Annotated in this window: 13 protein-coding genes; 3 read left to right on the top strand and 10 right to left on the bottom strand. The window is 58.9% G+C overall.

The window, feature by feature from the left end:
- Window positions 1-12: 12 nt before the first annotated feature.
- On the top strand, window positions 13-237 hold the full coding sequence (locus QCD60_RS13985; protein ID WP_279786293.1) for a zinc-binding dehydrogenase: 225 nt from the start codon (window positions 13-15) through the stop codon (window positions 235-237).
- Between the two features lie 59 nt (window positions 238-296).
- On the opposite strand, the gene fghA is transcribed toward QCD60_RS13985, so the two are convergent.
- Together fghA and QCD60_RS13975 are read right to left on the bottom strand one after the other, a co-directional pair.
- Complete coding sequence (fghA, locus tag QCD60_RS13980; protein ID WP_279786291.1) at window positions 297-1139, bottom strand: S-formylglutathione hydrolase; 843 nt, start codon at window positions 1137-1139, stop codon at window positions 297-299.
- Between the two features lie 55 nt (window positions 1140-1194).
- On the bottom strand, window positions 1195-2307 hold the full coding sequence (locus tag QCD60_RS13975; protein WP_279786289.1) for an S-(hydroxymethyl)glutathione dehydrogenase/class III alcohol dehydrogenase: 1113 nt from the start codon (window positions 2305-2307) through the stop codon (window positions 1195-1197).
- Between the two features lie 213 nt (window positions 2308-2520).
- Here QCD60_RS13975 and QCD60_RS13970 point away from each other — a divergent pair, with 213 nt between their 5' ends.
- Together QCD60_RS13970 and QCD60_RS13965 are read left to right on the top strand one after the other, a co-directional pair.
- Window positions 2521-3429 carry a LysR family transcriptional regulator gene (locus tag QCD60_RS13970; RefSeq protein WP_279786287.1) on the top strand — a complete coding sequence of 303 codons (909 nt, stop codon included), beginning with the start codon at window positions 2521-2523 and terminating at the stop codon, window positions 3427-3429.
- A 227-nt stretch (window positions 3430-3656) separates the two neighbouring features.
- Complete coding sequence (locus tag QCD60_RS13965; protein WP_279786285.1) at window positions 3657-5315, top strand: methyl-accepting chemotaxis protein; 1659 nt, start codon at window positions 3657-3659, stop codon at window positions 5313-5315.
- 126 nt (window positions 5316-5441) lie between these two features.
- Here the strand turns inward: QCD60_RS13965 and QCD60_RS13960 are convergent, their stop codons facing one another.
- From QCD60_RS13960 to QCD60_RS13925, 8 genes are all read right to left on the bottom strand, one after another.
- Window positions 5442-5708: a hypothetical protein gene (locus tag QCD60_RS13960; protein WP_279786283.1), complete on the bottom strand. Its 267-nt coding sequence runs from the start codon at window positions 5706-5708 to the stop codon at window positions 5442-5444.
- A gap of 77 nt (window positions 5709-5785) precedes the next feature.
- On the bottom strand, window positions 5786-6316 hold the full coding sequence (locus tag QCD60_RS13955) for a sigma-70 family RNA polymerase sigma factor (RefSeq protein WP_104155910.1): 531 nt from the start codon (window positions 6314-6316) through the stop codon (window positions 5786-5788).
- Between the two features lie 324 nt (window positions 6317-6640).
- Window positions 6641-7345, bottom strand: coding sequence for a GMP synthase (locus tag QCD60_RS13950; RefSeq protein ID WP_279786280.1), 705 nt, complete (start codon window positions 7343-7345; stop codon window positions 6641-6643).
- Between the two features lie 75 nt (window positions 7346-7420).
- Window positions 7421-8596, bottom strand: coding sequence for an iron-containing alcohol dehydrogenase (locus QCD60_RS13945; RefSeq protein ID WP_279786278.1), 1176 nt, complete (start codon window positions 8594-8596; stop codon window positions 7421-7423).
- Between the two features lie 10 nt (window positions 8597-8606).
- Entirely contained in the window at window positions 8607-9995 is a 1389-nt protein-coding gene (locus tag QCD60_RS13940) for an aldehyde dehydrogenase family protein (protein WP_279786276.1), read from the bottom strand.
- Between the two features lie 101 nt (window positions 9996-10096).
- Window positions 10097-10804, bottom strand: a complete 708-nt coding sequence (locus QCD60_RS13935; RefSeq protein ID WP_279786274.1) for a CTP synthase — start codon at window positions 10802-10804, stop codon at window positions 10097-10099.
- Window positions 10797-11147 (bottom strand): antibiotic biosynthesis monooxygenase, encoded by a 351-nt coding sequence (locus QCD60_RS13930; protein ID WP_279786272.1) that lies wholly within the window; start codon window positions 11145-11147, stop codon window positions 10797-10799. The genes QCD60_RS13935 and QCD60_RS13930 overlap by 8 nt, the downstream gene beginning before the upstream one ends.
- 82 nt (window positions 11148-11229) lie before the next feature.
- Entirely contained in the window at window positions 11230-12615 is a 1386-nt protein-coding gene (locus tag QCD60_RS13925; RefSeq protein ID WP_279786270.1) for a glutamine synthetase, read from the bottom strand.
- Window positions 12616-12980 lie beyond the last annotated feature (365 nt).

Raw genomic sequence — 12980 nt, 5'->3', positions numbered from 1 at the left:
CCGGTGCCGGTAATGGATGTGCTGTCACAGCACCTGACCCTGCGTGGCTATGAACTGTTTGAAATCACCACGGTGCCAGAACGACTTGCCGCAGCTAAACACTTCATTACCCGGGGGCTGGCTTCCGGAGCACTCAAGCCGGTCATCGACAAGACTTTCGACTTTGCCGATATCGCCGATGCCCAGCGTTACATGGAAGCGGGTAATCAGATTGGCAAGATCGTCGTCACGGTTTAAGCCAGCTCAGCCATCAGCCCCTACCGGGGCTGCTGGCCGTGCAGACACCGCGCTGGCCGTCAGCCTGCCAGCAGATGAGCGTGATGAAAGCGCAGATGCGCTTCGATAAAGGTAGAAATGAAGTAATAGGAGTGGTCGTAGCCTTCGCACAGCTGATAGTCCACTTCCACTTCGACCCTCCTGGCGGCCGCCAGCAGGGCTTCGGGCTTGAGCTGCTCCTTGAGGAAACTGTCTTCCGAGCCCTGCGAAATCTTGATGGGTAGTGCCACACCCAGTTTTTCCAGCAACAGCGTGGCATCGTACTGCTCCCAGTCCTGCCGCGCTTCACCGAGATAGGCAGCGAACGCCTTTTCACCCCAGGGGCAGCTGCAGGGATTGCAGATAGGGGAGAAGGCCGAAATGGAGGTGTAGCGCTCAGGGTTCTTCAGACCGATGGTCAGCGCACCGTGCCCACCCATGGAGTGACCACTGATGGCCCGCTGCTCCGTCACCGGGAAGTGTGCCTCGATCAGCTCCGGCAGCTCTTTGACGATGTAGTCGTACATGCGAAAGTGCGCACGCCAGGGCTCCTGTGTGGCGTTCAGGTAGAAACCTGCGCCTTTACCCAGATCGTAGGCGGCATCATCAGCGACATCATCACCGCGCGGGCTGGTGTCGGGGATGACCAGTGCCATCCCCAGTTCTGCCGCCACCCGCTGGGCACCGGCTTTAGTGGAGAAGTTCTCATCGCTGCAGGTCAGCCCGGACAGCCAGTACAGCACCGGTACTTTCTTGCCCTGCGCAGTCTGTGGTGGCAGGTAGATGGAGAAGGTCATGTCGCAGGCAGTGCTCTGCGCCTGATGGCTGTAGCGTTTCTGCCAGCCTTCAAAAAGACGCTGGCTGGAGACCAGAGTGAGGGGCATGAGAATATCCTCAGGGCGATTCCCTGCCGGCGTGCCCCGGCAGGGAAGAGTCAGATCAGAACAGGATGACGGAACGGATGCTCTTGCCTTCGTGCATCAGATCGAAGGCATGGTTGATGTCGTCCAGACCCATGGTGTGGGTGACGAACACATCCAGATCGAAATCGCCGTTCATATAGCGATCGACATAACCGGGCAGCTCGCTGCGGCCCTTGACGCCACCGAAGGCGGTGCCTTTCCAGGTACGGCCAGTGACCAGCTGGAACGGACGGGTGCTGATTTCCTGACCGGCACCGGCAACACCGATGATGACCGAGGTGCCCCAGCCCTTGTGGCAGCATTCCAGCGCAGAACGCATCACGTTGACGTTACCGATACACTCGAAGGAGTAATCCACACCACCGTCGGTCAGATCAACGATCACTTCCTGCACAGGGCGGTCGTAATCCTTGGGATTGACCACATCCGTCGCGCCCAGCTGCCGGGCGATCTCGAACTTCTCGGGGTTGATATCGACGGCGATGATACGACCGGCTTTAGCCTGTACCGCGCCGATAATGGCAGCCAGACCGATACCACCCAGACCGAACACGGCCACGGTTGAACCGGGCTCTACCTTGGCGGTATTGCGCACTGCGCCCATACCGGTGGTAACGCCACAGCCCAGCAGGCAGACTTTATCCAGCGGGGCGGCCTTGTTGATTTTGGCCACGGCAATTTCCGGCACCACGGTGTATTCGCTGAAGGTAGAGGTGCCCATGTAATGCAGCAGCTGCTTGCCGTTCTGGGAGAAGCGGCTGGTGCCATCAGGCATCAGGCCTTTACCCTGAGTGGCACGGATGGCCTGACACAGGTTGGTTTTGCCGCTCAGGCAGAATTTGCACTTGCCACATTCGGGGGTATACAGGGGAATAACGTGATCACCCACCGCCACACTGGTCACGCCCTCACCGATGGCTTCAACGATGGCACCGCCTTCGTGGCCCAGAATCACCGGGAACAGACCTTCAGGGTCCGCACCTGACAGCGTGTAGGCATCGGTATGGCAGACACCGGTCGCGACCATCTTCAGCAGCACTTCACCGGCCTTGGGCGGTGCGACCTGCACTTGTTCGATACTCAGGGGCTTGCCCGCTTCCCAGGCTACGGCTGCACGACAGGTAATCATCTATCACTCCTTCTTTATCTACGTTGTATGCCCGCTTGCTTCCGTAACAACTTACGCCGGGCCAGCAGGCTGCATGGATAAACAGAACTTCCATCCATAAAAAGCAGGGGCTCATTGTAGGCCAGCGTTCTGCTGTGATAATCATGGCAAAATGCAAAGCATCATTACGCTGATGTAATAATCATCCGATAAAACTGAGTAAGAGCGACAGCAATGGAAAAGTGGTTTGGTCTGAATGAATTTATTGCACTGGCAGAAACCGGCAGCTTTACCGCCGCTGCAGAGCGCCTCAGCACCTCTACTGCCAACGTCAGCCGCCGCCTTCACGCACTGGAGAAGCACCTCGGCCTGCGTCTGGTAGAACGCACCACCCGCCATGTCGCCCTGACCGAACTGGGCCGCATTTACTATCAGCGTTGCCGCCCGTTGCTCGACAGTCTCGATGAAGCCCAGCGCACTCTGATCGACCTGCAGCACTCACCCAGTGGCAAACTGCGTCTGACCTGTGCGGTGGCCTATGGCGAACGCCATATCGCACCGCTGGTCAACGACTTTGCCCAGCGCTACCCCGAGCTGCAGATCGAACTGCACCTGAGTAACCGGGTGGTGGACATCATTGATGAGGGATATGACCTGGCTATCCGCCTTGGCCACCTGCCGGAGTCGTCACTGGTGGCACGGCGGCTGGCACCACGGGATATGTACGTCTGTGCTTCGCCGGATTATCTGGCCCGCTATGGCGCGCCGCACAGTCTGGATGAACTGCTGCAGCATCACTGTCTGGTCGGCACCCAGGACACCTGGGCCTTTGAAGAGCAGAAACGCACCCGCCTGCTGCGGGTCGAGGGCCGCCTGCACTGCAACAACGGCCACGCCATTCTGGATGCGGCACTGAAGGGCCTCGGTATCTGCCAGCTGCCCGACTTCTATGTCATGCCCTACCTTGCCTCCGGCCAGCTGTGCGAGCTGCTGCCACAGTTTCGCCAGCGCGATACTGCCGTGTGGGCGGTGATGAGTTCCAACCGCTATACCTCACGCAAGGTCAGGCTGCTGGTGGACTTTCTGGATGAGGGACTAAAAGCACGACTGCCGATGGCCTACCGGCAGATCAGCCCGCCCTGAGCTGCCGGCCGCAATGCCCTGCCTGCCCGCCTTTCAGCCCTGCCCTTTTCACGCCAGCCAGCATACAAACCGCGCCGTCAGCAGCGTGACAGCAAGTGAAATTTATTCTCATCTGCTTTAAGAAAAATGTAACAAAGCAGTGCGACCATCTCGCTCGGCGAAGGTCAGTGAACCCCCTCGCCAGTCCCTTCTGACGCCTTCGCGGCGTTAACCCACTGGAGAAAAGAATGTTTGCGCTCTCCTGGCGTCATAAATTCATCCTGCTGATTCTGGTCACGCTGGCCGGGCTCGCACTGATGACTGTCAGTTCCCTGAGTGGACTGATCCAGGTTCGCGCCTCGTACAAGGATATGTTGCAGGCAACGGCCTATGAGACTACTTCCCAGCGTCTGTTGAGCGACTGGATGCGAATTGAAAACCTCAGCATCACCCTGTCGGAAGACAACCAGATCGAACTGCAGAACAACCTCAACACCCTGACCACCTCCGCCGAGCAGATGGCCGCCGCGGCCGATACCCTGCAGGACAAAGACGTCAGTGACGCCGCCCAGGACATTCTGAAGAACGTAAATCGCTATGCCGATCTGCGTGGCAAATGGCTGGATAACCGTAAGCAGCTGGGTCTCGACACCGACCTGCGTCAGGTTGGCCCCGAACAGAAGAAACTTAAAGACACCATCGACGATCAGGCCACGGTGCTGGAAGCGGTCGGTGAAATGCTGGCCTCTCAGATCGAAATGCAGAGCGCGTCGATCCGTAACGGCATCCTGCTGGAAGATTCCGAACATGCCGAGCAGGTCCATCAGTTTTCCATCTATCTGATGCTCGGCACGTCAGTTGCCGTTGCCCTGTTCCTGCTGCTGACCCTCGGCCGTATCTCCATGACCCTTAACCGGCAGTTGAAGGCCATCCGCCATCTGCTGTCACGGGTTGCAGAAGGTGACCTGACCTCCTCAGTGACCCTGAACAAAAATCGTCGTGACGAGTTCAATCAGCTGGGTGATGCCGCCAACAAGATGGTGGAAGAAGTCGCCTCGCTGATTCACCGGTTGGTGGAGGGCAACCGCGAACTGACCGAGCTGCATGACCGCCTCGATCACACCATGCACGAGCTGGGTGAAAACAGCTCACAGGTGGAGCAGCAGACCGAGCAGGCGGCCTCCGCCACCCAGCAGATTTCCGTTACGGTGGGGGATGTGGCACGCCGCACGTCCGATGTCAGCCAGGCCTCACAGGTCGCTACCGACGCTGCCCGCACCGGATCTGATGTCATCGCCAGCAGTGTCGAGGCCATGCGCCATCTGTCTCAGCTGATCCAGAGCACCCATGAACAGGTCGGCCGCCTCAGCCAGTCCAGCTCTCGGGTCAACGGCATTATCGACATGATCAACGGTCTGGCCGATCAGACCAACCTGCTGGCCCTGAATGCCGCCATTGAGGCCGCCCGCGCCGGTGATGCTGGCCGCGGCTTCTCGGTGGTGGCTGATGAAGTGCGCTCACTGGCGCAGAAAACCATGTCAGCCACCACCGGCATCAGCACCATCATCGGCGAATTTACCCAGCAGACGCAGCAGATGAGCCGGCTGATGGAAGATGGCCTGCGGCTGGCCGCCGACGGTGAGCGCAGTGCCGGTAACGTGGCAGGGGCCATTGGCGACATCACCATGGCCATCAACACGCTCAGTCAGGAGATGGAGCAGGTGGTGGTCGCGGTGGAGCAGATTTCCGCCACCACCGACGATATTGCCGCCAAGATGGAACATATCAATCATCACACCAACGCCACCAAGTCCCTGCGCCTGAGTCTGGACCAGCATACCCGCCGTCTGGCCGAACAGACCGAAGTGCTCAACCACGCCTCGGACCACTTCCAGATCGCCATGTAACGGCAGCGGAAACGGCAATAAAAAACGGCAGGGGATAACCTCTGCCGTTTTTTTATTTGTCCGCGGTGATGGGGTGAAGCGCGGTCTTCGCTAAAGAAGTGTTGTCTATGCTGCAAAGCTTCAGCGTCAGAGCTGTTGCCGTACCCGCTCCAAGACCCGGTTGATTACCTCGATACTGCCGGGTGGCAGCATCCCGGTGGCTTCCCATACGGTCAGTGCCTGATTGAACATCTGCTGCTGGCCGCTGCCCTGACGCAGCCAGGCACCCAGCGCGGCCAGTAGCACCTGATCACTGACCTCGCCCTCGGCGTCAGTCTGTTCATGGAGTTTAAGTAACCAGTCGAGGGCTTCCTGCCAGAGCTGTTCATCGCTAGGAGGGTGTTCGTTGGCCATAGAGGTTCCGGCATCTTTGTTACTGCAACCGCCGTATTTCAGCGGAATCAGGTCCGGAAGGCCAGCCCCAACGACGTCTATTCCTGATTGAATAACGCCTGCCTGCAGGCGGTCAGGGCATCCTTGACCATAAAATTCACCAGCGTGGGCGAGACCTCCATCTGCTGGGCAATTTCCTTCTGGGTGAAGTCGCCCAGACGGTACATTTCAAAGGCGCGGCGGGTGCGCTCGGGCAGGCTGGACAGGGCACGGTCCAGTGCCAGCAGGGTTTGCCCCTGAATGGCCAGATGCTCGGGCGTGCTCAGGCCATCGCTGATCTCATGCAGGGAGGCATCGGCCTCGTTGACGAAGTGACACTGCTCGAACTGCAGACGGCGACGGCGATCAATGGACAGATTGCGCACCACCTGGAAGGCGTAGCTGACAGGCTGACGCACTGAGCCTCGCAGCTCGGTCATTTCGGTAATCTTGATATAGGCATCCTGCACCACGTCTTCGGCCCGGCGTCGACACCCGACAATGCGATTTGAGGTATCAATCAACGCATCGCGATAGTCGAGGAAAACCGCTGACCAATCCAACTCTGTGGACACTGGCTGTTCACACATGCCTCTGCTCCCTGAAAATCTGACCCAACCACCAAACAAATGAGAATCATACTCATTTAGAATATCAAATCAACGTAAACATCATGAATGTATTGTGTCGTGGCGTGAATCAGACTAATACGAACCGTAGACGTGCATAAATGTCAGGTCAGACAGCATGAAATCAGGCATACGGCTTAGCAGGATTAAGGAAAAACCTTAATCCACGCAGAGCGCTGAGAGGCCTTTCTGCAGGTGAGATGGCTGCGGTTGCCGGGGAAGGGAGAAAAGCAGCGGAGCCCGAACCATAACCGGCCCGGGCTCTGTCTGAATATAAGCAGTGGTTTACTCGCCGCGCAGGAACTGCACGATCCAGCGCAGCACCAGACGGTCATCCAGCGCGGCATTGAGTGATGCCATGCCTTCACGCACACGATTTTCAGGGATGATGCCCTTGCGCATCTGCATCAGGTCAGCCGAATACGCCTTGCTGAATTCCGGATGCCCCTGAATGCTCATCAGGTGGTCGCCGTACTGCACCATGTAATAGGGACAGAAACTGCTGCTGGCCAGCACCTGCGCATTGTCGGGCAGGCCCACCACCTGATCCTGATGGCTGACGATCAGATCCATGGCCTGCTGCCAGGGTGACATCCAGGGTTGCTCAGTATGCAGCTGGTTGAAGGACACGCCCACACCCCAGCCCTTCTCCGATTTGATCACCCGCCCTCCCAGCGCCTTAGCCATCAGCTGGTGGCCGAAGCAGATGCCGACCAGCCGCTTGTTGGCTTCATACAGCTGCCGCACCAGATGCTCCAGATCAGCGATCCAGTCAAACCCGTCATTGACGCCATGACGGCTGCCGGTAGTGATATAGGCATCGCACTCATCGGGATGAGCGGGCAGTTCGCCCTCCATCGCCCGATAGGTCTGAAACGTCAGAGAAGGGTCCTGTTCACGCAGCAAGGCCATGAACATCTCTGGATAATTACCGTGACGTGGCTGCAACTTTTCGTTGACGTCATCACATTGCAGAATGCCGACTTTCATCGGTATACCTCCCATTTCGGGCACGGCAGCAGCGCCTGGCCCTGCTGCCCTGTACTTTTTTAATGGCGCGGTGGGCTACAGTTCGCCGCGAACCGCCCTGCGACAGATATCACTGTACTGCGCCGCACTGAAAGCAATGGGGTTGGAGCCTGCCGAGGGATCCACCGCTGCCATTTCCCCGACCTTTTCCAGTCTCGACTCATCGATACCGATCTCGGCCAGGGTATGGGGAATACCCAGACTCTGACGCAGTTCCAGCACCCACTCCAGCACACCGGCAAAACCAGCGGTGGGCAGGTTCAGATAACGGGCCATGCGCTCCATGCGCTCTTCGATCACTTCGCGGTTGGCCACCAGCACGTAGGGCATCAGTACCGCGTTCAGCAGGCCGTGGTGGGCGTCGTACAGCGCCCCCAGCGGATGGGCCAGCGCATGCATGGCCCCCAGCCCACGCTGGAAAGCAGTAGCGCCCATGCTGGAAGACACCAGCATCTGCAGACGTGCCTCCACATCCTGACCATCGGCCACGGCGCGCGGCAGGTATTCCTTGACCAGACGCATGCCTTCCAGCGCGATGCCTTCTGCCATCGGGTGGAAATACGGCGAACAGTACGCCTCCAGACTGTGCGACAGCGCATCCATACCGGTGGCCGCCGTAATCTTCGCCGGCAGGCCCAGCGTCAGCTGCGGGTCAAGAATGACAATCGACGGCAGCATACGGGCGTGGAATATGATCTTCTTCACATGCTGTTCACTGTCGGTAATCACCGAGGCACGACCGACTTCTGAACCGGTGCCGGCCGTGGTCGGCACGGCGACTACCGGTGCCATGCCCGCCACGTTGACGCGCAGATAGTTGTCACCGACATCTTCAAAGTCCCACAGCGGGCGCTCCTGCCCCACCATCAGGGCAATCGCCTTGGCGGCATCCAGTGCCGAGCCACCGCCCAGTGCAATCACACCGTCATAGCCACCCTGTTTGAATACGGCGACACCGGCGCTGACGTTTTCGCCGGTGGGGTTGCCTCGGACCTCACTGAACAGCCCGGCAGGCAGGCCATCCTGCTGCAGCATGGTCTGAATCTCTGCCAGCATCGGCAGTGCCGCAAGGCCCGGGTCGGTGACCAGCAGGGGCTTGCTCATACCGAGCTGACGGCAGGCGCCAGCCAGCTCTTTGATACGCCCTACCCCGACTTTCACCGCGGTGGGGTAATTCCAGTTCATGGTGTACTGGGACAGATCTGTACTCATCACTGACACCTCAGATGGCAGTCTTGATATGGAAGGATTTGGGACGGGTCAGTGACTCGTAACCGACTTTCGACAGGCTACAGCCACGACCGGAATTCTTGACGCCCGTCCAGGCCAGCGCCGGGTCCAGATAGTCACAACGGTTCAGGAAGAAGGTGCCGGTGTTGACCTGCTCACCGAGGGCAATTCCGGCCTCGATATCGCGGGTAAAAATGACTGCCGTGAGGCCCAGATCGCTGTCATTCATCAGCGCCAGCGCTTCCTCGTCACTGCTGACTTTCTGTATACCGACCACCGGGCCGAATGACTCTTCGGTCATCACCCGCATGCTGTGGTTGACATCAGTCAGTACCTGCGGCGCCAGATAGGGCGTGCCGGGCTGATCCAGTGGAAACAGGGCCGGGTCGATCTGCGCCACGGCACCCTGAGCCACCGCCTCACGAATCTGCTCGCGGACAAACTCCGCGGCACTGGCCTTGACCACCGGCCCCAGCGTGGTCGCCGGATCATCCGAGCGACCGAGGGTGTAGGTGTTAACCATAGCCACGGCTTTCTCAACAAACTCGTCGTATACCGCTTCGTGCACGTAGATACGCTCGATACCGCAGCACGACTGGCCGGAGTTGAAGAAGGCGCCATCGATGGCCGTATCCACCGCATGGGCAATATCGGCATCCGCGCGGACATAGGCCGGGTCTTTGCCCCCCAGCTCCAGCCCGACCGGAATAAATCGACCCGCCGCGGCCTGTTCGACCATGGCTCCGCCGGGCACCGAGCCGGTGAAGGCCACGTAGTTAACCTCAGGCGCTTTGATCAGTGCTTCGGTATCGGCGTGATTCAGATGCAGATACTGGAACACCCCTGGCGGCAGGCCCGCTTCGGTGAACGCCGCCACCAGCCGTTCTGCACACAACGGCGTCTGCGCCGAATGTTTGATGATGACGCTGTTACCGGCAAGGATCGCCGGCACCACCGAGTTGATGGCGGTCAGATAGGGGTAATTCCAGGGCGCGATGATCAGCGCCACGCCCAGTGGTTCACGCTTGATATAGCGGATAAAGCCGGGCTTATCGCCCACTTCGACGGGCTTCAGCGCCTCATCGGCAATGCTGATCATGTAGCTGGCGCGCTCAACCACGCCGTTGACCTCACCCGCGCCATAGCGAATGGGGCGCCCCATCATCCAGCTCAGCTCTTCGGCGATCTTGTCCTTGTGGGCAGCAAAGCACTCGATGGCCGCAGCACAGAGTGCCTTGCGTTCGCTGAGCGGTACCTTTTTCCAGCTGGCCTGAGCAGCGACAGCGGCTGCCAGTGTGGCCTGCACCTCGGCAGCGCTGGCATAGGGCCGCTCCACATAGACGCTGCCGTCAATCGGACTAATGGTCTTCAGAGTGGTCATACATCCTCCACGGTAGCCTGTCTGACAGGCGGATTGGGTAATACCGAAATCGAGCAATGGCCTGCTTGCAAAGCGCTGAGCAGCAACACCGGAGCCGGTGGTCAGGCCACCCGGCGCTGCTGCTCAGCCGCCTGTAATAAGCCCAGCAACGGCGGCGGCAACACGCCCTGCAAGGCCAGCCGCTCAGGCTGGAACAGCGTCATACAAAAGAATGGCTGGTCAGTCAGCTCCAGCGCCCGTACTTCACCGGCACTGTCGCGGGCTGCTACCTGCATCCCGGCTGCCAGCAGCGCGTCCAGACAGTCCGGGTTAAGACCAAAGCGGCAGTGATAACCCGCCTCGGCAAGATCACTGCCATACAGTTCAGCCAGCCGGCTGCCGGGTTGCAGGCTGACCTGCTCATTCACGCCCACCAGCGAGCAGCTCAGCGGCGTGACCAGTAACTGTTCCGCATCCGGTGCGGTTTCAGCATGATCCGCCTGCTGCCAGCCCAGCACATTGCGGGCAAACTCGATCACCGCATGCTGAAAGCCACCGCAGGTGCCAAGAAAAGGCTTGCCCTGCTCACGGGCAAAGCGGATGGCCAGCAATGCGCCATCCATACTGCGATAAGGGCTGCCCGGTACACACCAGATGGCGTCGAAGGCACGCAGTGGTTCCTCATCGGTCAGGCTGTCGGTAGACAGCCACCGTGCCTCAATGGCGATGTGCAGTGCGCTCTCCGCCAGTTCAATGGCTTTGACGATGCCCTGATGGGCGGTGATGCCGGGATCAAAATCCCCTACCAGCGCCAGCCTGATCTTATTCACTGTCTGTTTTCTCCCCTTGAGTGCGCTCAAAACCATAGTCACGCTCAACCAGCGCGATGCGGGTCCTGAAGGCGCTGTACCAGTCCTGTCGGCCACGGCGCTGGGCTTCGCGGTGATCTACCTGCTGCTTCCAGTGGCGAATCGCCTCCAGATCACGCCAGTAGGACACCGTGATCCCCAGCCCCTCGCGGGCCGATTCCACCCCCAGAAATCCCGGCTGCTGTTCGGCCAGCGCCACCATGGCATCCGCCGTCTCGCCGTAGCCATCGTCCACATCGGTACGCAGCGAGGTGAAAATCACCGCGTAGTAGGGAGGTCTGGGGGTAGCCGCAATGGTCATCATGTTCTCTCGGTGAATAAGACCGTTTGTACGATCTGACAGGGAATAAAAATCCATCTGCGTTACCGCGGATAAGGCGCGGCCACTAGATGATTTCGAAATAGCGATCCAGCTCCCAGTCGCTGATATGTTTGCGGAACTCGCGCTCCTCCCACTCACGACTGGCGGAAAAATGATCGACAAACTCGTTGCCGAACAGCTCGCGGGCGGCCTCTGAGGTTTTCAGGCGCTGGGCGGCGTCCCACAGGGTACGCGGCAGGGCCAGCTCAGGTGCGTGACGCACGGCATAGCCGTTACCGGTCACCTCAGGCTCGGGCTCCCATTCGTGCATGATGCCGTACAGCCCGGATGCCAGGGCGGCTGACAGCGCCAGATAGGGGTTGCCATCGGCGGAGCCGAGGCGGTACTCGGTACGCTGCGATTTGTCGGAACCGGGAATCACCCGCAGAGCGGTGGTGCGGTTTTCCACACCCCAGGTTGCATCGGTCGGTGCCCAGTAGCCGGGAATCAGACGGCGGTAGGAGTTCAGGGTCGGTGCCACCATGCACAGGAACTCAGGCATCAGCCGCTGCTGACCCGCGAGGAAATGGCGCTGCAGCTTGCTCATATTGTGTTTCTGGCTGGGGTCATAAAAGGCTGATTTACCCTGCTGGGTGCCCTCCCGGTGGCGCAGGGAAATATGGATATGACCGCTCTGACCGGGTACATCGGCTGACCACTTGGCCATAAAGGTGGCCATCAGGTTATTGCGCTGGGCCAGCACTTTCATAAAGGTTTTGAACAGCGCCCCCTTGTCGGCGGCGGCTTCGGCGTTGTCCACGGCAATGGCGGCTTCCAGCACACCGGGACCGGTTTCGGTATGCAGCCCCTCGATAGGGAAGTCCATGTCTTCCGCCATTTTCAGAATCTGATGGTAGAGATCGGCATGGACGGTATTGCGGATGATGGAATAGCCCATCCAGTCAGGAGTGAAGGGTTTGAGATTGCGAAAGCCTTTTTCACGGATGGACTGCGGCGTTTCATCAAACATAAAGAATTCGTATTCCAGCGCAGCAAACGCATCGAAGCCCAGATCACGCGCCTTGTTCAGCACCCGGCGCAGGGTGCCACGCGGGCAGACCGCTTCGGCAGCCTGATCGAACTCAGCCATGAACAGCAGCATGCCGCCCTCTTCAAAAGGCAGCTCACGACAGCTCGACGGGATCACCCGCACCGGCGCATCGGGGTAGCCGGTATGCCAGCCGGTGTACTTGCCGTTGTCGTACAGCTGATCTTTCACATCCCAGCCCAGCACCACATCGCAGAAGGCAAAGCCGCTTTCCAGCGCGGAGAAGAATTTCGACCGGCTCATGTATTTGCCGAGCATCACCCCGTCATTGTCGAAGATGCCCACCTTCACATGGGACAGACCGCGCTCTTCAACGATACGTTTGGCATCCTCTACCGTCTTTACATCTCTCGGGTTCATCATCTCTCGCCCCTGTCTTTATTCTGCTGTTTTGCTGGATGGCCGGTTTACTCATAGTCAGAGGCAATCTGGGTCTGCGTCTGACTGAGTTCACGTTCCACAAGTGCCTAGGGTTATAGAAGGTCCGGCACAAGGCGCGCAACCAGTTTCGTTTTGGGCAAAAAGATACTATTAGCGAAATTTATAGTGCTCGCCGGAGGGGCAGCGTGATGCCCCTTCCAGGTATCCGGGCAACGGCCTTGTGCAACGCATGACAGGTCATGGATGAAAGCAACAAATGCATATAAAGGATACCTGCATCATTAATTCATCTGTGATTAAGCAACAACTTATATATCTGACAAGAATTAAAAACCGCAGATAATTGA

Origin of the sequence: Pokkaliibacter sp. MBI-7 (genome assembly GCF_029846635.1) — a bacterium.
GTDB lineage: Bacteria > Pseudomonadota > Gammaproteobacteria > Pseudomonadales > Balneatricaceae > Pokkaliibacter.
The sequence above is the reverse complement of the archived record's forward strand: the minus strand, read 5'-3'. Positions and strand labels throughout refer to the sequence as shown.

Coding starts and splice junctions, on each gene's coding strand:
- QCD60_RS13985 (WP_279786293.1), top strand. CDS start 13: ATGGATGTGCTGTCACAGCACCTGACCCTGCGTGGCTATGAACTGTTT.
- QCD60_RS13940 (WP_279786276.1), bottom strand. CDS start 9,995: ATGACCACTCTGAAGACCATTAGTCCGATTGACGGCAGCGTCTATGTG.
- QCD60_RS13930 (WP_279786272.1), bottom strand. CDS start 11,147: ATGATGACCATTGCGGCTACCCCCAGACCTCCCTACTACGCGGTGATT.
- QCD60_RS13975 (WP_279786289.1), bottom strand. CDS start 2,307: ATGATTACCTGTCGTGCAGCCGTAGCCTGGGAAGCGGGCAAGCCCCTG.
- QCD60_RS13955 (WP_104155910.1), bottom strand. CDS start 6,316: ATGTGTGAACAGCCAGTGTCCACAGAGTTGGATTGGTCAGCGGTTTTC.
- fghA (WP_279786291.1), bottom strand. CDS start 1,139: ATGCCCCTCACTCTGGTCTCCAGCCAGCGTCTTTTTGAAGGCTGGCAG.
- QCD60_RS13965 (WP_279786285.1), top strand. CDS start 3,657: ATGTTTGCGCTCTCCTGGCGTCATAAATTCATCCTGCTGATTCTGGTC.
- QCD60_RS13925 (WP_279786270.1), bottom strand. CDS start 12,615: ATGATGAACCCGAGAGATGTAAAGACGGTAGAGGATGCCAAACGTATC.
- QCD60_RS13970 (WP_279786287.1), top strand. CDS start 2,521: ATGGAAAAGTGGTTTGGTCTGAATGAATTTATTGCACTGGCAGAAACC.
- QCD60_RS13945 (WP_279786278.1), bottom strand. CDS start 8,596: ATGAGTACAGATCTGTCCCAGTACACCATGAACTGGAATTACCCCACC.
- QCD60_RS13950 (WP_279786280.1), bottom strand. CDS start 7,345: ATGAAAGTCGGCATTCTGCAATGTGATGACGTCAACGAAAAGTTGCAG.
- QCD60_RS13960 (WP_279786283.1), bottom strand. CDS start 5,708: ATGGCCAACGAACACCCTCCTAGCGATGAACAGCTCTGGCAGGAAGCC.